The organism is Variovorax sp. EBFNA2 (assembly GCF_033802765.1).
In the GTDB taxonomy this organism is placed as follows: domain Bacteria; phylum Pseudomonadota; class Gammaproteobacteria; order Burkholderiales; family Burkholderiaceae_C; genus Variovorax; species Variovorax paradoxus_H.
In genome coordinates, this window is record NZ_CP138496.1 from 2,134,714 (window position 1) to 2,153,596 (window position 18,883).

At 66.3% G+C, this 18,883-nt stretch carries 19 protein-coding genes; 10 read left to right on the plus strand and 9 right to left on the minus strand.

Annotation, left to right across the window (positions count from 1 at the left end; all coding sequences use genetic code 11):
- Nucleotides 1-32 precede the first annotated feature (32 nt).
- The 7 genes from RZE79_RS09840 to RZE79_RS09865 all read left to right on the plus strand — a co-directional run bounded on the left by RZE79_RS09840 (nucleotide 33) and on the right by RZE79_RS09865 (nucleotide 6,466).
- Nucleotides 33-2,258, plus strand: coding sequence for a PQQ-binding-like beta-propeller repeat protein (locus RZE79_RS09840; RefSeq protein ID WP_319360252.1), 2,226 nt, complete (start codon nucleotides 33-35; stop codon nucleotides 2,256-2,258).
- Between the two features lie 36 nt (nucleotides 2,259-2,294).
- The gene (gene pqqA / locus RZE79_RS34770; protein WP_373696567.1) at nucleotides 2,295-2,369 is read left to right on the plus strand and encodes a pyrroloquinoline quinone precursor peptide PqqA; all 75 of its coding nucleotides are present in this window, start codon (nucleotides 2,295-2,297) and stop codon (nucleotides 2,367-2,369) included.
- A gap of 57 nt (nucleotides 2,370-2,426) precedes the next feature.
- Nucleotides 2,427-3,347: a pyrroloquinoline quinone biosynthesis protein PqqB gene (gene pqqB / locus RZE79_RS09845; protein ID WP_319360253.1), complete on the plus strand. Its 921-nt coding sequence runs from the start codon at nucleotides 2,427-2,429 to the stop codon at nucleotides 3,345-3,347.
- Between the two features lie 73 nt (nucleotides 3,348-3,420).
- A complete protein-coding gene (pqqC, locus tag RZE79_RS09850) occupies nucleotides 3,421-4,098 on the plus strand; it encodes a pyrroloquinoline-quinone synthase PqqC (RefSeq protein ID WP_319361142.1) in 678 nt (225 codons plus the stop codon).
- Entirely contained in the window at nucleotides 4,095-4,364 is a 270-nt protein-coding gene (gene pqqD, locus RZE79_RS09855; protein WP_319360255.1) for a pyrroloquinoline quinone biosynthesis peptide chaperone PqqD, read from the plus strand. The genes pqqC and pqqD overlap by 4 nt, the downstream gene beginning before the upstream one ends.
- A complete protein-coding gene (gene pqqE, locus RZE79_RS09860; RefSeq protein ID WP_319360256.1) occupies nucleotides 4,342-5,520 on the plus strand; it encodes a pyrroloquinoline quinone biosynthesis protein PqqE in 1,179 nt (392 codons plus the stop codon). Before pqqD ends, pqqE begins: the two co-directional genes overlap by 23 nt.
- Nucleotides 5,521-5,533: 13 nt before the next feature.
- The gene (locus tag RZE79_RS09865) at nucleotides 5,534-6,466 is read left to right on the plus strand and encodes an alpha/beta fold hydrolase (protein WP_319360258.1); all 933 of its coding nucleotides are present in this window, start codon (nucleotides 5,534-5,536) and stop codon (nucleotides 6,464-6,466) included.
- Here RZE79_RS09865 and RZE79_RS09870 read toward each other — a convergent pair.
- From RZE79_RS09870 to RZE79_RS09890, 5 genes are read right to left on the minus strand one after another with little or no spacing between them, the layout of a single operon-like run.
- Complete coding sequence (locus tag RZE79_RS09870) at nucleotides 6,447-7,853, minus strand: ELWxxDGT repeat protein (protein WP_319360259.1); 1,407 nt, start codon at nucleotides 7,851-7,853, stop codon at nucleotides 6,447-6,449. The two genes, RZE79_RS09865 and RZE79_RS09870, sit on opposite strands and share 20 nt — an antisense overlap.
- Nucleotides 7,854-7,857: 4 nt before the next feature.
- Nucleotides 7,858-9,138 (minus strand): TRAP transporter large permease subunit, encoded by a 1,281-nt coding sequence (locus tag RZE79_RS09875; RefSeq protein ID WP_319360260.1) that lies wholly within the window; start codon nucleotides 9,136-9,138, stop codon nucleotides 7,858-7,860.
- Entirely contained in the window at nucleotides 9,135-9,701 is a 567-nt protein-coding gene (locus RZE79_RS09880; protein WP_319360261.1) for a TRAP transporter small permease, read from the minus strand. The genes RZE79_RS09875 and RZE79_RS09880 overlap by 4 nt, the downstream gene beginning before the upstream one ends.
- Entirely contained in the window at nucleotides 9,698-10,159 is a 462-nt protein-coding gene (locus tag RZE79_RS09885; RefSeq protein ID WP_153285219.1) for a type II 3-dehydroquinate dehydratase, read from the minus strand. Before RZE79_RS09885 ends, RZE79_RS09880 begins: the two co-directional genes overlap by 4 nt.
- Before the next feature lie 40 nt (nucleotides 10,160-10,199).
- Nucleotides 10,200-11,183, minus strand: a complete 984-nt coding sequence (locus RZE79_RS09890; RefSeq protein ID WP_319361143.1) for a TRAP transporter substrate-binding protein — start codon at nucleotides 11,181-11,183, stop codon at nucleotides 10,200-10,202.
- 215 nt (nucleotides 11,184-11,398) lie between these two features.
- Here RZE79_RS09890 and RZE79_RS09895 point away from each other — a divergent pair, with 215 nt between their 5' ends.
- Both RZE79_RS09895 and RZE79_RS09900 read left to right on the plus strand, forming a co-directional pair.
- A complete protein-coding gene (locus RZE79_RS09895) occupies nucleotides 11,399-12,181 on the plus strand; it encodes an IclR family transcriptional regulator (protein ID WP_319360262.1) in 783 nt (260 codons plus the stop codon).
- Nucleotides 12,182-12,227: 46 nt separating this feature from the next.
- Nucleotides 12,228-13,247, plus strand: coding sequence for a TRAP transporter substrate-binding protein (locus tag RZE79_RS09900; protein WP_319360263.1), 1,020 nt, complete (start codon nucleotides 12,228-12,230; stop codon nucleotides 13,245-13,247).
- Nucleotides 13,248-13,545: 298 nt separating this feature from the next.
- Here RZE79_RS09900 and RZE79_RS09905 read toward each other — a convergent pair whose 3' ends face one another.
- Nucleotides 13,546-14,796, minus strand: a complete 1,251-nt coding sequence (locus tag RZE79_RS09905) for a hypothetical protein (protein ID WP_319360265.1) — start codon at nucleotides 14,794-14,796, stop codon at nucleotides 13,546-13,548.
- A 670-nt stretch (nucleotides 14,797-15,466) separates the two neighbouring features.
- Here RZE79_RS09905 and gdhA point away from each other — a divergent pair.
- Complete coding sequence (gdhA, locus tag RZE79_RS09910; protein WP_319360266.1) at nucleotides 15,467-16,810, plus strand: NADP-specific glutamate dehydrogenase; 1,344 nt, start codon at nucleotides 15,467-15,469, stop codon at nucleotides 16,808-16,810.
- Nucleotides 16,811-16,832: 22 nt separating this feature from the next.
- On the opposite strand, the gene RZE79_RS09915 is transcribed toward gdhA, so the two are convergent.
- The 3 genes from RZE79_RS09915 to RZE79_RS09925 all read right to left on the minus strand — a co-directional run bounded on the left by RZE79_RS09915 (nucleotide 16,833) and on the right by RZE79_RS09925 (nucleotide 18,880).
- Nucleotides 16,833-17,072, minus strand: a complete 240-nt coding sequence (locus RZE79_RS09915; RefSeq protein WP_319360267.1) for a hypothetical protein — start codon at nucleotides 17,070-17,072, stop codon at nucleotides 16,833-16,835.
- Nucleotides 17,073-17,237: 165 nt separating this feature from the next.
- A complete protein-coding gene (locus RZE79_RS09920) occupies nucleotides 17,238-18,365 on the minus strand; it encodes an App1 family protein (RefSeq protein ID WP_319360269.1) in 1,128 nt (375 codons plus the stop codon).
- Nucleotides 18,362-18,880, minus strand: a complete 519-nt coding sequence (locus RZE79_RS09925) for a dihydrofolate reductase (RefSeq protein ID WP_319360270.1) — start codon at nucleotides 18,878-18,880, stop codon at nucleotides 18,362-18,364. Before RZE79_RS09925 ends, RZE79_RS09920 begins: the two co-directional genes overlap by 4 nt.
- Nucleotides 18,881-18,883: the final 3 nt, after the last annotated feature.

An 18,883-nucleotide genomic window follows, 5' to 3' on the forward strand; every position in this document is an offset into this window, starting at 1 on the left:
CCTGTTCCAACGTTCACCGAGTAGAGACATCCATGAAGAAAAAATCATTGGTCACGCTGCTGATCTCTTGCGGCGTGCTCGCATCGCCGTTGCTGATCACCGCCTGCGGCGGCTCCAGCGGCGGTGGCGGCACGCCCGTGCTGCCTGTGGTGCCAGCGCCCGCCCCGCCGCCACCGTCTGCCAGCGCACCGCCTGCTTCGCCACCGGCCGCTGCCGCACCTGCGTCCGATCTGTCGGACTGCTGCACCGCCGGCGACAAGGACTTTCCGAAGGTCGGCGGCAACCTCGGCAACCAGAACTATTCGAGCCTGCGCAAGATCAACAAGGGCCTGGTCACGCAACTCGGCGGCGCCTGGGTCAACCCGATCGAAGGCGGCATGACCACCGGCAACAACCAGAGCACCACCGTCGTCGTCGACGGCGTGCTCTACATCGAGTCGGCGCTGGGCAACGTGGTCGCGGTGGACGGCAAGACCGGCGTCACGAAGTGGAAGTGGACCACGCCCTATGGCGGCATCACGCGCCGCGGCGTGGCCGTCGCGAAGGACCTGGGCCTGGTGTTCACCGTGGCCACCGGCAACCGCCTCGTCGCGCTGCGCACCGACACCGGCGCCGTGGAGTGGATCAAGCAGTACCCGACCAGCAGCACCGACCCCGACTACAAGGGCGCGCTGCAGAAGGTCGCGCTGGTCTATCACGACAAGCGCCTCTACCTGGGCACCAACGACGGCAACCGCGGCGCCGCGTTCTCGGCCGACGCGCTCACCGGCAAGGTGCTGACCACGTTCTGGGGCGTGCCCCGTGCGGGCGAGCTGGGCTACGACACCTGGGGCGGCGCACCCGAGAGCGATCGCACCGGCGCGACGCCGTGGATCCATCCCGCGGTCGATCCCGAACTGGGCCTGGTGTACTGGACCTTCGGCAACGTGCGCGGCGGTTCGTCGCAGAACGGCAGCAGCCGTCCGGGCCAGAACCTGTTCGCCAACTCCATCGTCGCGCTCGACCTCAAGACCGGCGAGTACAAGTGGCACTTCCAGTCGGTGCACCACGACATCTGGGACATGGACAACGTGATGTCGCCCGTGCTCGCCGACGTGAAGATCGACGGCAAGGACCGCAAGGTCGTCATCTACGGCAGCAAGACGGGCATGTACTACATCCTCGATCGCAAGGACGGCAGCGCGCCGCTGGGCATCGACGAAGTGCCCGTGAAGCAGGACGCCCGCCAGGCCAGCTGGCCCACGCAGCCTCTGCCGCGCCAGGGCGCCTGGACCGAGACCTGCATCGTCGACCAGCCGCTGGGCACGGCGATTCCGGGCGACCCGAACCGCGCGGTGCCCAACTACACCAAGGGCTGCCTGTACGACGCACACTGGGACGTGCCGATCCTGTCCATTCCGGGCCACGGCGGCGGTGCCAACTGGAACCACCAGTCGTTCAGCCAGCGCACGGGCCTGGTCTACACGGGCATGGGCTACGTGTCGGCGGCGCACTCGCTCAGCGAGTCGAGCAACGGCCTGCGTCCGCCGGGCACCTACATGACCGGCGCGGTCGTGGCGGTCGATCCGAGCACCAACCTCGTCAAGTGGAAGAAGCCGCTGCCGTACTCGGTGGCGCACGGCAACGGCATCCTGAGCACGGCCTCCGACCTGCTGTTCATCGGCCAGCCCGACGGCAACCTGCTGGCGCTCGATGCGCAGGACGGCACCGAGCTGTGGCGCTTCCAGACCGGCGCGGCGATCAGCGCGAGCCCGGTTTCCTACGAGATCGACGGCGAGCAGTACATCGCGGTGTTTTCGGGCGGCACGGGCATTCCGTACGGCGACTCGGCACCGCGCGGCGACCGGCTGTGGGCCTTCAAGGTCGGCGGCGCGGTGACCGCGGCCGCCACGCCGACACCGCCCGTGGTGCGGCGGCCCGTGTCGGGCGCGGCGGTGGAGGGCGCGGCACTGCCGACGCCGAACACCGTGTTCCTGGCGCGCGTGCAAACGCCGGCGAACGAGCCCGGTGCGACCGAGTCGACGGCCGTCAATGCCATGACGCCGACCTTCATGCGCGTGCCGGTGAACACCGTCGTGACCTTCACGAATCCGGCCACCAACGCCAACACCCATTGCGCCACGCAGTTCTTCGAAGGCCGCTTCAATCTGAGGCTGAACCCGGGCCAGTCGCAGACCCACACCTTTGACACGCCAGGCGAATACTTTTACAACGACTGCCATAGCCCGCGTCCGACGGGAAAGATCGTCGTTTATTGATATGTCCCTCAACCCCAACCCTGAAGGAGCAATGCGATGAAGTGGTGCAAGCCTGAGTTTGTAGAAATGCGTTTCGGTTTCGAAATCACGATGTACATTTCCGCGCGCTGAGCGCGGCCCCCACACGGCACCGGCCTTGCGCCGGTGCCGTTTTTTTGTTGGGCCCCCATGAAGATTCTGGTGCTGGGTTCGGGAGCGGGCGGTGGCTTCCCTCAATGGAATTGCAATTGCCGCCTCTGCGCCGGCCAGCGAAGCGGACAGGTGCGGGCCACGCCCCGCACGCAGAGTTCGATTGCGGTGTCGGCCGATGGCGAGCGCTGGATCTTGCTGAACGCGTCCCCCGACCTCGGCGCGCAACTGCGCGCCTCGCCGGCCCTGTGGCCACGCCACGGACTGCGCCATTCCCCCATCGAGGCGGTGGTGCTGATGGACTCTCAGATCGACCACGTCGCAGGCCTGCTGAGCCTGCGCGAAGGGCAGCGGCTGCAGCTGTACTGCACGCCCGAGGCGCACGACGACCTCACCGGCAGCCTGCCGCTGCTGCGCACGCTCGAGAGCTACTGCGGCGTGACCTGGCACCCGTTGTCGCTCGAGCCCGGCGGTGGCGCCTGGCACGACATCGCCGGCCTGCGGCTGCAGGCCTTGCCGGTGCCCGGCAAGGCGCCACCGTATTCGCCGCGCCGCCAGGCCGAGGCGCGCAGCGAGAACGCCGCAGTGCTCATCGAAGACCCCGCCACCGGCAAGCGCGTGCTCTATGCGCCGGGCCTGGCGCAGGTCGGCGAGGCCGAGCGCCGCAGCCTCGACGCCTGCGACTGCGTGCTCGTCGACGGCACCTTCTGGACCGAAGACGAAATGGTTGCGGCCGGCCTCGGAAAGAAGCACGCCGCCGACATGGGCCATCTGCCGCAATGCGACGGGCCGCACGGCCCCGGCATGTTGAACGCACTCGACGCCTGCGCTGCACAACGCAAGGTGCTCATCCACATCAACAACAGCAACCCCATCCTCGACGAAGACGGCCCGGAGCGCGCGCAGCTCGTGCAGCGCGGCATCGAGGTCGCGTTCGACGGCATGACGCTGGAGATCTGAACACGTGACAGCAGACAAACAAGAGCAGCAAGACCCATGGTCCCCGCAGGAATTCGAAGCGAGGCTGCGCGCCATGGAGTCGCGCTATCACAGCCACCATCCGTTCAACCGCCGGCTCAATGCGGGCGAGTTGCAGCCCTTCCAGGTGCGCGGCTGGGTGGCGAACCGCTTCTACTACCAGTGCCGCATTCCGGTGAAGGATGCGGCCGTTCTGTCCAACTGCGACGACCGCGCGACGCGCCGGCGCTGGGTGGTGCGCATGCTCGACCACGACGGGCACGGCGACCATGAAGGTGCCAACGCGGGCGGCATCGAGATCTGGACCCGGCTGGGCATTGCCACGGGCCTGGCGCGCGAGGTGCTCGAGTCGCATGCGCTCGTCGTGCCCGGCGTGCGCTTCGCGGTCGATGCGTACGTCAACTTCGCGCGCACGGCGCCGTGGCAGGAGGCGGTGATTTCGTCGCTCACCGAGATGTTCGCGCCGCGCATCCACAAGGACCGGCTCGCGGGCTGGCCCACGCACTACCCGTGGATCGACACCTCGGGACTGGACTACTTTCGCAGCCGCATTCCACTGGCCGACCGCGACGTCGAGCACGGCCTCGAAGTGGCGATGCAGTGGTGCACCACGCGCGAGCGGCAGCAGCGCGCGCTGCACATCCTGGGCTTCAAGCTCGACATCCTCTGGGCCATGCTCGACGCGATCGAGAAGGCCTACCCCGACGACCTTCCGAAAGAGAAGCAGCCATGACCGCATGGACCGACGATGCCCAGCCGGCGCTCACCTCGATGTACCGCATGCAGTGGGAAGAGGCGCAGCAGTGCCACGTGCTGCTGTTCCCCGAAGGCATGATCAAGCTCAACGGGCCGGCGGCCGAGATCCTGCAGCGTTGCGACGGCAAGACCTCGGTGAGCGCGCTCGTGGCCGACCTGGAGCACACCTTCGGCGAGAGCGACCTGCATGCCGACGTGCTCGAATTTCTGGAGCAGGCCCATGGACGCCATTGGATCCGCTGAGTTGCAGGCCAGCGCACCCCGCGCGGTGGCCAAGCCGCCGCTGTGGCTGCTGGCCGAGCTGACGTACCGCTGTCCGCTGCACTGCGCCTTCTGCTCCAACCCGGTCGACTACACGCGCTACCGCGAAGAGCTGGGCACGGACGAATGGATTCGCGTGTTCCGCGAGGCGCGCGCGATGGGTGCGGTGCAGCTGGGCTTTTCGGGCGGCGAGCCGCTGCTGCGTGACGACTTGCCCGAGCTGGTCGCGGCGGCGCACGAGCTCGGCTTCTATACCAACCTGATCACCTCGGGCGTGGGCCTCACGCCGCAGCGCGCCGAGACGCTCAAGCGCGCGGGGCTGGACCACATCCAGCTGTCGTTCCAGGATTCGAGCCGCGAACTCAACGACTTCCTCAGCTCCACGAAGACCTTCGACCTCAAGCAGCGCGTGGCCCGCACCATCAAGGACCTCGGTTATCCGATGGTGCTGAACTGCGTGATGCACCGCTACAACCTGCCGCACGTGGGCCGCATCATCGAGATGGCCGAGGCGATGGAGGCCGACTTTCTCGAACTCGCCAACGTGCAGTACTACGGCTGGGCCTGGCGCAACCGCGAGATGCTGATGCCCTCGCGCGACATGCTGGCCACGGCCGAGGCGGTGGTGGAAACCCATCGCCCGCGCCTGGACGGCCGCATGAAGATCCTCTGGGTGGTGCCCGACTACGCCGAGGGCAAGCCCAAGCCCTGCATGGCGGGGTGGGGCAGCGTGTTCCTCGTGGTCGCGCCCGACGGCGTGGCGCTGCCGTGCCACAGCGCGCGCATGCTGCCCGGGCTCGACTTTCCCAATGTGCGCGAGCACAGCATCCGCAGCATCTGGCAGGAGAGCCCGGCCTTCGGCGCCTACCGCGGCACGGGCTGGATGAGCAGCACCTGCCAGAGCTGCGACGAGAAGGAAAAGGACCACGGCGGCTGTCGCTGCCAGGCCTTTTTGCTGACCGGCGATGCGGCGGCCACGGACCCGGTGTGTCCGAAGAGTCCGCGGCATGACGAGGTCGAGGCGATGGTCAAGGCGGCGGGTGATCCGCGCGACGTCGGCACGCCGATCCGCTTCGTGCCGGGCGCGCGGCGTGCGGGCGAACTCGTCTTTCGCACCGACGCGAACGCGTCAGCTTGAGCGGCACGCGCCCATGACGATCACCCATCGCCTGCCGCTGGACGGCGGGCATGTGATGCACGTCGAGGAGCACGGTAACCCCGAAGGCCTGCCCGTGGTGGTGCTGCATGGCGGGCCGGGCTCGGGCTGCTCGCCGCTGTTGCGCCGGGACTTCGATCCGGCGCACTACCGCATCGTCTGCCCCGATCAGCGCGGGTCGGGCCTCAGCACGCCCACGGGATCGATCGAACACAGCACGCTCGCCGATCTGCTGGCCGACCTGCGTTGCCTGCGCGCGCACCTGCGCATCGACCGATGGCTGGTGGTGGGCGGCTCGTGGGGCGCCACGCTGGCACTGATGCATGCGCTCGATGCACCGGAGGGCGTCGCGGGCCTGCTGCTGCGCAACGTGTTCCTCGCGCGCGAGAGCGACATCCACGCGCTCTTCGCCGGCGCCCTGCGGCACGACGGCCCTGCATGGCGCGCACTGTGGGACGAGGCCGAGCGCGGGCAATGCCCGGTGACGGTGCCGATCGCCGAGGTCTTCGCGCACGGCACCTGGGCGCGGCAGTGCGAGCTGACGCGTCAATGGTTCGACTGGGAACAGCGCCTCGCCACCGGCGGTGTCGCACCGCCGCTCGACGAGGCGATGTTGTCGCGGCTCGTGGCGCGCTACCGCGTGCAGAGCCACTACCTGCGGCATGGCTGCTGGCTCGATGCGCCCACGTTGCTGCAGCGCTGTGCCGCATTGCCTGTTGTGCCCACGCTGATCGTGCACGGCACGCAGGACGCGCTGTGCCCGCCCGAGGGCGCGCAGGCACTGGCGCAGGTGCTGGGCGCGCCGCTGCAGTGGGCGCAGGGCGCGGGTCACGACCCGACGCATCCGGCCATCGCCGCGGCCATGCAGCAGGCCTTGCGCGACTATGCGGCCACGCAGGCCTTCGGCGTCAGCGCAGCCGCGCCTTGAGCGGATCGCCGATCAACGTCACCCGCCCATCCTTGCGGTGTGACCACAGTCGGTCGTTGCCATGGCCATCGTCGGCCACGAAGAGCACCGCATCGCCCAACGCACGAAAGCCCAGCGGCATGGCGTGGCGTTCACCCGCGGCGAGGTCGGCCACGGGGCGCGTGCCGGCCGGCGTGCCGTCGCTGGTCCACGGCTCGACACCGCGGCCACCGCCGCCGTTCGCCGCGAACCATAAGCGCGTACCGACGACGGCGAAGCGCGCCGGCGAGCCGTTCTCCGCGCCCGGTGCGATGTCCTTCACGCGCACCGTGCCCGCCGCCGTGCCGTCGCTGCGCCACAGCTCCGCGCCCGAGACGCCGTCGGTCGCCGCGAAGTAGAGCTTGCCGCCCATCACGGCGATCGCGCTCGACACGGAGCCGGTGGGACCGGGCCGGATGTCCTTCACCAGCGCCGTGCCCTTCGCCGTGCCGTCGGTCTTCCACAGCTCGATGCCGTGCACGCCGTCGTCGGCCGAGAAGTACAGCGTGCGGCCCAGCGCCGCCAGGTGCGTCGGCCGCGAGGGCGCGGCGCCGGGGCGCAAGTCTTTCACCAGCTGGGTGCCGGGTTCGGTGCCATCGCTCTTCCACAGCTCGACGCCGTGTTCGCCGTCGTGCGCGGTGAAGTAAACGTCGTTGCCCATGGCCGTGAGGTTCTGGATGCCTGCGTCCTCGAGGCCCGGGCGGATGTCTTTCACGAGACGCGTGTGCTCGGGCGTGCCGTCGGTCACCCACAGTTCGTGGCCGTGTGTGCGCGTGGTCGCGGTGAAGAACAGGCGCGAGCCGGCCACGGTGAGCTGGCGGGTGAGGGCGCGCGGCCCGGCGTCGACGGCGGAGACGCGCGTGGTGCCCTTCGCGTCGCCCGTGGTCTTCCACACCTGGAAGCCGGTCTGGCCGTCGTCGGCCACGAAGTAGAGCGCGTCGCGGAACACGGTCAGTTCGTTGGGCATCGAACCTTCCTCGCCGGGGCGCAGGTCGATCACCTGCTTCGTGCCGGCGGCGGTGCCGTCGGTGCGCCACAGTTCGAGCCCGCTCGCGCCGTCGGTGGTCGTGGTGTAGACGTGGCCCTTGAACGCGACCTGTCCGGCGGGGAACGACCCGCGGAAGCCCGGCCGGATGTCCTTCAGCAAGGTGGTGCCGGCGTTGCTGCCGTCGGTGACCCACAGCTCCTGGCCGGTCGTGACGTGGAAGGCGCTGAACACCATCTTGCCGCTGCCCAGTGGCGCGAGGCCGGAGGGCGCGATGAAGGCCAGCCGCTGGCGCTGCTCGGGCAGCACCTCGCGCTCGGGGTCTTGTGCAGCGGCAGGCAGGGCCGCGAACAGCGCGAGCGCGGCGAGGCAGAGGGCGCGCATCGGCTCAGCCCCCGAACCACCGCGCCGGCACGATCACCAGCTGCGGAAACGCCACCATCAGGAACAGGATCGCGAACTCGGCCAGCATGAACGGCACCACGCCGCGCGTGACGTCATCCATCGAGATCTTGCCCACGCCCGCCACCACGTTGAGCACCGTGCCCACCGGCGGCGTGACGAGGCCGATCGAGTTGTTGATGATGAACAGCACGCCGAAGTACACGGGGTCGATGCCGGCCGCCTTCACCACCGGCATGAGCACGGGCGTGAGGATGAGGATGGTCGGCGTCATGTCCATGGCCGTGCCCACCACCATCACGAGCACCATGATCGCGATCATGAGCAGCATCCGGTTGTCCATGAACGGCTGCAGCATGCCCACGATCTTCGAGGGCAGGTCGGCCACCGTGATGAGCCAGGCGCTCACCATGGCCGCGGCGATCAGGAACATCACGATGGCGCTGGTCTTGGCCGCGTTCACGAAGATGGCGTACAGGTCTTTCCAGGTGATCTCGCGGTACACGACCGTCGACACGAAGAGCGCGTACACCGCGGCCACCACCGCGGCCTCGGTGGGCGTGAACACGCCCATGCGCAGGCCCACGAGGATGATCACCGGCAGCATCAGCGCCCACAGCGCGTTGCGGAAGGCGGCGGCAATTTCGGCCGACGACTTGCGCGGCGGCGGCACGATCTTTTCGCGCCGCACCAGCCAGGCCCAGGTGATCCACAGCGCGCCGCCGATCAGCAGGCCCGGCACGATGGCCGCGAGAAACAGCTTGGAGATCGACACGTTGGCCGCCACGCCGAAGATCACGAGGCCGATGCTCGGCGGGATCACGGGGCCGATCACGCCGGTGGCCGCAATGAGGCCGGCCGCGCGCGGCTTGTCGTGGCCCGCGCGCACCATCATCGGCAGCAGCAGCGCGGTGAGCGCGGCGGCATCGGCCACGGCCGACCCCGAGAGCGCCGACAGCAGGCAGCCGGCCATGATGGTCACGTAGCCCAGGCCACCTTTCACGTGGCCGACGAGCGCGAGCGCGAAGTCGACGATGCGCTTGGACAGGCCACCCACGTTCATGATCTCGCCCGCGAGCATGAAGAAGGGCACGGCCAGCAGCGGAAAGCTGTCGGCGCCGCCGATCACGTTCTGCGTGAGGATCTGCGCGTCGAACAGGTCGAGGTGCCACATCAGCGCGACACCGCTGGCCAGCAGCGAGAAGGCGATGGGAATGCCCATCGCCATGGCGAGCAGCAGCGAGCCGACAAATACAACGATGGTCATGGCCGCGCCCCCGGTTCCTTGGCGCCCTGCGACCCCAGGATCTGCTGCAGCTGCACGGCTTCTTCCGACTCCTGCACCATCACCAGCTCATCGTCGGCGATGCGGCCCGTGAGCAGGCGCAGCAGGTCGAGCGCCAGGATGAGCCCGGCCAGCACCGAGAACACGATGCCCGCGGCGTAGACGATGGCCATCGACGCGCCGGTGACGGGCGCCGTCACGTCCCAGTTGATGCGCGCCTGCGCGACGCTGCCCTGCAGCAGCAGCCAGACGATGTAGAGCATCACCGCATGGCCGACGGCCAGGCAGATCTTCTTGCCGAGCGGCGGCAGCTTCTGCACCACCATGTCGACACCCAGGTGGCCGTGCTCCTTCAGCGCCACCACGGCGCCCAGGAAGGTCATCCAGATGAAGAGCCAGCGCGAGATTTCCTCGGACACAGTGATGCCCGAGTTGAAGCCGTAGCGCAGCACCACGTTGCCGAACACGAGCACGACCATGACCGCGAGCGCGGCCGCGATCAGCGCCTCGATGCCGGTGCAGCACCGGTCGAGCCAGCGGGTCATGCGGAGGCCTGTGCCTGCGCTTGCGCCTGGCGCTGCATGTCGACCAGCGCGCGCAAGGCCGCCAGGTACGACAGCGGGCCCAGGCCCTGGACCGTGCCCTTCACCGCCGGCGAGATGATCGAATGCGCGCGCCATGCCTCGCGCGCGGCGATGTTCGACATGTGGACCTCGATGGTCGGGAACGGCATCGCCTTGATCGCGTCGTGCAGCGGCACGCCGTGCTGCGTGAGGCCGGCAGGGTTCACCAGCGCACCTTGCGCATCGTCGATGTGGGCGTGCAGGAAGTCGATCAGGTCGCCTTCGTGGTTCGACTGGATGGTTTCGAGCGTCACGCCGAGTTCGACAGCGAGCGCCTGCAGCTGCGCGTTGATTTCGGCGAGCGTGGTCTTGCCGTAGATGTGGGGTTCGCGGCGACCGAACAGGTTGAGGTTGGGGCCGTGGAGAACGAGGATCTTCATGGGGAGCTTCGGTGAGGGACTGACTGGCTTGCTGACTTGTTTACTTGCGGATGCGCGCGAGCTCGTCGTTGTAGAGCTTGACGATGGCGGGGTCGTACTGGGCGGCGAACTTGTCGACGACGGGCTTGGCGATGTCGCGCATGCGCTTTTGCTCGGTGGGCGAGAGTTCGTTGAACTGCGCGCCCTTGGCCTGCAGGTCGCCCACGGCCTTCTGTGCGGCGGCGCGGCTCACTTGCCGCTGGTAACCGCGTGCCTCGTTGGCCGCGTCGTTCATCATCTTCTGCTCGGCCGGCGTGAGCGAGTCCCAGAACTTCTTGCTCACCAGCACGATGTTGGCGGCGTACACGTGGTTGGTGGCGCTCACGAACTTCTGCACTTCGTAGAACTTGTTCGACAGGATCACCGCATACGGGTTCTCCTGGCCGTCGACCGCCTTGGCTTCGAGCGCACCGTACAGCTCGGCGAAAGGCATCGGCACCGGGTTGGCCTTGAAGGCCTTGAAGGTCTCCAGGAACACGGGATTGGGGATCACGCGGATCTTCAGGCCTTCGAGGTCCTCAGGCTTGGTGATCGGGCGCTTGCTGTTCGTGACGTTGCGAAAGCCCAGGTCCCAGTAGCCCAAGGCGACGAGGCCTTTCTCGGGGAGCTTGGCGATCAGCGCCTGACCCAGCGGCCCGTCGAGCAGCGCATCGGCCTGCGCGAAGTTGTTCACCGAGAAGGGAAAGTCGACGAGGCCGAATTCCTTGACGATGCCCGCGAGCGACGTGGTCGCCGGCGCAGACATCTGCTGCACGCCGCCTTGCAGGGCCGACTGCTGCTGCATCTCGTTGCCCAGCTGCGAGGCGGGGAACTCCTGCACCTTCATCTTGCCGCCGCTCTTGGCCGAGAGCAGCTCGGCAAAGCGCTTGACGCCGAAGCTCACGGGATGGTCGGCGTTGTTCAGGTGGCCGAAGCGGATCACGCGCTCCTGCTGTGCCCACGACGGGGCGGTCAGGCCGGCGCACAGGCCGGCCACGGCAAGCATACGAAGAAGTTTCACGAAGGGTCCTCAGGCGGGAAGGAAGAAAAAAGGGAGAAGGAGGGAACAGAGGTGAAGAAAAATGCAGGACGGTGGCGATCGTATTTTTATTGGAAAGAATTTCCATAATGGAAATCCCTTCCCCGAGTTCTGCTACGCTGGCGATCCACGAGTGGCGGGCCTCATCGCCCGCGTTGACGAGACGACATCCGGAGGACGAAATGAGCGGAATACTGGAGCGCAGCTTCAAGGTGCTGGAATATCTGGCGGAGCATCCCGAGGGGTGCGCGCTGTCGGCGTTGGCCAGCGAATTGCAGATTCCATTGAGTGCATCGCACCGATTGCTTGCGGAGCTCATCCGCTGCGGCTACGTGCGACAAGAGGCGCGCGACGGCCACTACGTGCTGACCATCAAGCTGGTGTCGATCAGCCTGTCGTTCCTCAGCCGCTCGGGCATCGTCGACATCGCGCAGCCGCTGCTCGACCAGCTGGCCTCGACCTCGGGCGAACTCGTTCGCCTGGCGGTGGTCGACGGCGAAGACCTGACCTTCGTCGCCAAGGCACAGGGCGCCACGCACGGCCTGCGCTACGACCCCGACATGGGTTTGTCTGTCGCGCTCTCGTGCAGCGCGGCCGGACATGCGTGGCTGTCGACCATGGGCGAAGACGACGCGATGGCGCTCGTCGCCAAGAAGGGGCTGGGCAAGCCCGAAGACTTCGGCCCCAAGGCGCCGACCTCGCTCAAGGCCGTGATGGCTTTCGTGAAGGCGGCGCGCCAGCGCGGCTTCAGCATGATCAACGAGGTGTTCGCCCCCGCGATGACCGCCATGGCCGCGCCCGTGTTCGGCGCCGACGGCACGGCGATCGGGGTCGTCACCATCGCGGGCCCGTCGGTGCGGCTCACGCCGCAACGCATGGAAGCGCTGGGGCCGGCGCTGTGCCAGGCCGCCGAAGAGGTGGCGCGCGCCAGCGGGGCCTCGGCGTTGTTCAAGAAGAGGGCGTAGGCCCTGCCGGTTTCACCACCCCCAGAAAAGAGAAGGAGACATCACCATGAAGACGAAGCATTCGAAGCGCACCTTGCTGCTGGCCGCCGTGGCGGCGACCCTCGCGTTCGCCGCCCCCGGCGCGTTCGCGCAGCTCAAGGAGCGCACCATCAAGTTCGCGTTCCAGAACCAGGCCGGCCATCCGCAGGCGCAGGGCGCGCAGAAGTTTGCCGACCTCGTGGCCGCGAAGTCGGGCGGCAAGATCACCGTGAAGCTGTTCCCCGGCGGCACGCTCGGCGGCGACCTGCAGACCGTGTCGGCGCTGCAGGGCGGCACGGTGGAGATGACCGTGCTCAACGCGGGCATCCTGTCGGCGCAGGTGAAGGAGTTCGCGGCCTTCGACTTTCCGTTCCTTTTCAACAGCGGCAAGGAAGCCGACGTGGTCACCGACGGCCCCTTCGGCCAGAAGATGATGGCCAAGCTGGAAGACAAGGCGCTGCACGGCCTGGGCTACTGGGACCTGGGCTTTCGCAACCTCACGAACAGCAAGCGCCCGATCGTCAAGGCGGACGACATCGCGGGGCTGAAGATCCGCGTGATCCAGTCGCCGATCTACATCGATATGTTCAACGCACTGGGCGCCAACGCCACGCCGATGCCGTTCCCCGAGCTGTATCCGGCGCTCGATCAGAAGGCGGTCGACGGCCAGGAGAACCCGAACACGACCATCCTGTCGTCCAAGTTCGCGGAAGTGCAGAAGTACATCACCCAGACCCGCCACATCTACAACCCGCAGGCGCTGCTCATCAGCCGCAAGACCTGGGACGGCATGAGCGCCGACGAGAAGAAGATCGTCAACGAGGCCGCCGCCGAAGCGACCGCGTTCCAGCGTCAGGCCTCGCGCGGCGCGGCCGACAGCGCGCTCGACGCGCTCAAGAAGGCCGGCATGACCGTCTCCGAGCTGCCGCCCGAAGAAATGGCGAAGCTGCGCGCCAAGGTGAAGCCGGTGATCGACAAGTACACCGCGTCGGTCGGCGAGGCCACCGTCAAGGAGCTGATGGCGGAGATCGAGAAGGCGCGCAAGTAGCAGGAGAAGGGCGCAGGCGCTGCGAAACGAGTTTGATACTTAAACTGCTCGACGCGTGCTGCGCTGAGGCCCGCGTTGCTGAACCATAGCGTGATGGCGAGTAAAACCATGGGATTTCCGGTCAGCCTTTGATCCATCCTTTGCGTGAGGACGAGGGTTCGGCAGCTAGGGTCCATCCGCCTTTACCTTATCCCGAAGCAGTTGCCGTCGAAAGCATCCATTCCAATTCGGATCGGGGTAGCCGTTGGAAACTCGTCAACAGCGTGCGCCCGCTAAAGAGCAGCTTGTGGTGGAGGCGCTACAGCTGGACGCGAAAATTTGGGTAGAAGGTCGAGAGCGGGTTGTCCGCAGCATCTGGATCTTGAAGAGCGCGTCTGACGTGGCTCGCGATCTGAGCGACGTATGACTGCAGCTGGGGCAGCAGCGTGTAGATGCTAGTCGTATCGATGGGAATGGTCCTCATCTGATTCACATCAAACGGGATTTTTTCGGCAGCGCGAATGATTTGGACGACTGGCAGGCGAGCGGCATGCCGAATAGCAAGTTCGTAGAAAACGTTGGGATTGTGAAAGGAGAGGTCGACAACGACGAGCCTAGCGCGTAGCAAATAGTCGAAGACCTGACGTGTAATCGTTCCTGGTTTATCGATCTGATCTGCGCGGACCACGGTGAGTCCAAAGCCTTCCAGAGCCGGTTCCACGATTGACCCTAGCATCAGGTCCGAATGCAAACGCTCGTCAGAGCCGGGAGCCCCTATTGGTGTCACATAGAAGCATGTAGTTTCGAACTGCGCTTGGTCTGATGTGATGAGGGACGTCGCCACCCTCACTTCTGACACAGGCACCGCCCCAACGGTCGGGGCAGGACGGGTACTCTGCACCGCACTCGTTTGCGGCAACGAGTCCAGATAGTGATCGAATGTCAAAATTCTTTCTGCGCCCGACAACGTTTGCAGCAAGCCCAGTTCACGTAAATTAACCGTGAAAGTCTCGACAGCTTCGACTGCGAGGTCATCACTCAAACCAAGCGACTTCGCGGTATCTACTAAGGCCGCCTTCGGGGGCAGCTTATTGCCAACGTACGTATCGAAGAGTGCCTTGAATGCTGGGATATTCTCTAGGCCGAGAAATATGCGAGCCTTCGCTCTTTCTCGGGCTGGATGCTCTTGATCCACCGCCTTTGCGCCTTCAGGCGTAATTTCAAGCATCTCCGCAGCATAACTTCCCTTCGTAAGGCCGTACTTACCAGAGTTGGTAATGATCTGACGCGTGGCACCGCTGTCGGGTGACTTTCCCAAGTGATCGAAAAGCGTGATTTTTCGGACTGGTCGTCCAGCTCCGAAATCAAAAAGCTGCTTAGCGAAGGCTGCCGCTTCCTCAAAAGAACAAGCAGGGAATGGGCGTGAGGAGCGAGATCTTTTTTCCACCGCTTCGGCGACGCGCTTGTTAACCGCGTCAATGGAAGAGCTGTTTTTTGACCCCTTCGGAGGTGCCGCTTTCTTCGCGGGGACTGGCTTCGAGGAAGAGGTTGTCGTGTCACTTTTGGCCATGTATTCTTTCGTAAGGGTTGCGCGGCATTCTATTGGCTGTTAGCCAATGGTTTCTCAGAACCTCAACGCCTAGTAGATCGTGATTGAACGAGGTCGGAATTTATTAATGACTCAGAATTTTTTGGTGAGTAACTCACGCTCGGTGATCGGGTTGTTAGCGGGGCTTGGCGTTCGCTCGCAGCCGGTGAAGTTGGATACTAAGCGAGCAACTTGGAGCACTACCTGTGGTTTCGACGGACTTAGCTCCCCGGCAGAAAAGCTGGGTTGCGTCAAATCCGTCGAATCCGAACATCGAGTGCTTGCCTTCCATGTCCTACGTCCTGAATTGGTTAATGGTTGAGATGGACTTTGAAACCACCACGGCGGTATTGGCCTAGCTTGCCAACAGAGACTGACGACTTCACCGCTGGTTGATACGGTTGATTTTTTAGCCGGAGACATCCTTGGTTTGGTCGGGGCCTGAGATCGCGAACCAATATCTTTGGTGGCGCGCCGCGCGGGGGAAGGGGGCGTGCCTTCCCCCGCTGCGTTTCAAGTTGGGGCATCACCACACCAGACACCCCAAACGACGCACCTTCTGAGGGCTTTTCGCCTCAATCTGGTTCTCCAATCCGGCAAAATGCAGGATTCGCATAAGGTTATGCACCGTTTTGGAAAACAGAGGATTGGAATGAAGCACGCATCCGCCGGGGGGTTCCTCGCACACGTCGCACAACGCAACCCCGGACAGCCCGAGTACCTGCAGGCCGTGACCGAGGTCATGGAAAGCCTCTGGCCGTACATCGAAAAGCACCCGAAGTACACGAGCCACAGCCTGCTGGAGCGGCTGGTCGAGCCCGAGCGCGTGATCATGTTCCGCATCTCCTGGGTGGACGACCACGGCGAAGTGCAGGTCAACCGCGGCTTTCGCATCCAGCACAGCCTGGCCATCGGCCCGTACAAGGGCGGCATGCGCTTTCATCCGTCGGTGAACCTGTCGATCCTGAAATTCCTCGCCTTCGAGCAGACGTTCAAGAACGCGCTGACCACGCTGCCCATGGGCGGCGGCAAGGGCGGCGCCGACTTCGACCCCAAGGGCAAGAGCCAGGGCGAGGTGATGCGCTTCTGCCAGGCGCTGGTGACCGAGCTGTTCCGCCACGTGGGCTCCGACACCGACGTGCCGGCCGGCGACGTGGGCGTGGGCGGGCGCGAGGTCGGCTTCATGGCCGGCATGGTGAAGAAGCTCACCAACCGCGCCGACTGCGTGTTCACGGGCAAGGGCCTGAGCTTCGGCGGCTCGCTGATCCGCCCCGAAGCCACCGGCTACGGCAACGTCTACTTCGCGCAGGAAATGCTCAAGCGCAAGGGCCGCAGCTTCGACGGCCTGCGCGTGAGCGTCTCGGGCGCGGGCAACGTGGCGCAGTACACCATCGAGAAGGCCATGGCGCTGGGCGCCAAGGTGGTCACCGTGTCGGACTCGAGCGGCACCGTGGTCGACGAGGACGGCTTCACGCCCGAAAAACTCGCCGTGCTGATGGACGTGAAGAACCACCTCTACGGCCGCGTGAGCGACTATGCCGAGCGCACCGGCACCCGCTTCGTGGCCGGCGCCACGCCGTGGCACGTGCCGGTCGACGTGGCACTGCCCAGCGCCACGCAGAACGAGCTCAACGAGGAAGACGCGCGCACGCTGGTGAAGAACGGCGTGGTGTGCGTGGCCGAAGGCGCCAACATGCCCTCGACCATCGAGGCCGTGAAGGTGCTCGAAGGCCACGGCGTGCTGTATGCGCCGGGCAAGGCGAGCAACGCGGGCGGCGTGGCGACGTCGGGTCTGGAGATGAGCCAGAACGCGGCCCGGCTGGTGTGGACGCGTGACGAAGTCGATGCGCGCCTGCTGCAGATCATGCAGGGCATCCACGAGTCGTGCCTGCACTACGGTTCGCGTGCCGACGGCAGCGTGAGCTACGTGGACGGCGCGAACATCGCCGGCTTCGTGCGCGTGGCGGATGCGATGCTGGCGCAGGGCGTCGTCTGACCTGAGCGTTCAGGCCGGGCGCTCAGAGCTCGATGAACGAAGAGGTCGCCTTGTTCAGTGCCAGGCGGCCCTTCGCGGTGATGGATTCCACCTGGGCCAGCTGACGGATCGCGCGCTCGTCCAGCGCATGCTCCGACGGCGGAATGAAGGCAGTCACGAGTTCGGCGGCACGCAGCACGCGCAGCCTGTCGATGTCAGCGGGCGTGTGGAGGACGTATGGCAATTTCTGCTCGGCGATGGTCCGAAGAAATTCCATGGACATGGGTCGTCTCCTTGGGTTGAGGGGAGGGCGGTTCGACCATTGTGCGCACAAACAATCAGCGCTGTGTAAACCCTGCGCCGGGCATGCCTTTTTTGCGTGTACCGAAGTGTTCTTTTTGCAAGCGCAAACGGTGGCGGTGTGCCGCTTTGTTTCTGCCGTGTCCGGCTACCGCAGGGCCGCCTGCATCGGCCATGCCGTGGTGTCGGCCTGCAGCAGATGCCAGGCCACCGGATCGATGCCTTCAAAGGTCGCACGGTAGCGATCGGACAGCCGGTTCTCGTCGGTCACGTCGCGGATCACGATGCCGTCGATGCGCTGCGCATGCGCACGGAACACCTGCGCATAGATCTCGGGATCGGCCTCGCCCGAATCGCCCACGAGCACGAAGCGGCGCTGCGGAAATTCGGCCAGCAGCCGCTCGATCGCGCCGAGCTTGTGCGCGCGCGATTCTTCGCCGCTGGGAATGAGCGTGCGCCAGGTCGTGCTCTCGCGCAGGTGCATGCTGCCGGCGGGAAAGTCGGCATCGCGAATGAAATCGGTGAGCGCGGGGTACAGCTGGATCGGGCTGCCCGAGAGGTAGTGAAAGCGCGTGCCGGGCACCTGCGCCAGCGCGCGGTAGTACGCCGCCATGCCCGGCGCGGCCTCGAAGCGGCGCGCGAAGGTGTTCAGCAGCATCTCGCGCCGGTCGCGCACCTGCGTGCGCTTGATGGTGTCGTCGATGTCCGAGATGACCGACACGCCCTGCGCCGGCACGATCTGCGCACGGCCGCGAAAGCGCGGCAGCAGCTCGCCCGGGCCGGTCACGCCGTGGAAAGGCAGCCACTCCTGCGACGCCGGGATGTGCGAGGCCTCGACGACCGCGCGCAGGTTGCTGCGGCCGTCGGCGCCCGTGGGCGGCATCGTGAGGCGCGTGGCCGAGCCGTCGAAGACGACGTCGATCACCTTGTCTTCTTCCGACTCGGCATGGAACAGCGCGGTGCGCTGGCTGAAGCGCAGCCGCGCGGCCGGCGTGAGCTTCTTCAGGTTCATGCCGAGGTAGCGCGCGAGCGCGGCGTCCAGGCCCCAGCGCTGTTCGCGCTCGAACACCCAGGCATGCACGTCGACCTCGATCCGGCCGTCGGCGGTGGGGCGCGCGGTGCCGGGCATGAAGAGCGCCTCTTCGTCGGACTCCAGCGGTCCGGCGGCACGCAGGGCCTGCAGCGGCGCGAGGCCTGCGAGCAAGGCAGCGCCGGCCAGCACGGTGCGCCGTGAGAGGTGTGGCGAGGTACCGGGCGTGCGATGCGGCGTCGTCATGCCGCGATGCGTTCGTAGGTCACGAAGCTGAAGGGCAGGCCGTCCTTGGCCGAGACGTGCGACTCGCGCTGCGTCTCGCGCCACACGGCGGCGTCGAGCACGGGGGCGTGCGCATCGCCTTCGTAGTCGCGTGCGATCTCGGTGACCACGGCGCGCTGGGCCAGCGGTTCGGCTTCGGCGTAGATCTGTGCGCCGCCGATCACCCAGGCATCGGGCAGCTTCAGTGCTTCGCACAGTGCGATTGCTTCCTGCACGCTGCCCACACGCTGCGCGCCGTCGGCGGCCCAGTCGGCCTGCCGCGTGATCACGATGTTCTGGCGGCCCGGCAACGGACGAAAGCGCGGCGGCAGCGAGTCCCAGGTCTTGCGCCCCATGATCACCGGCGCGCCCAGCGTCTGCTGCTTGAAGTGCGCCATGTCCTCCGGCAGGTGCCAGGGAATGGAGTTGTTCGCGCCGATCACGCCGTTGGCGGCGCGCGCGAAGATCAGGTGGATGCGGGGCGTGGCGGCACTCATGGC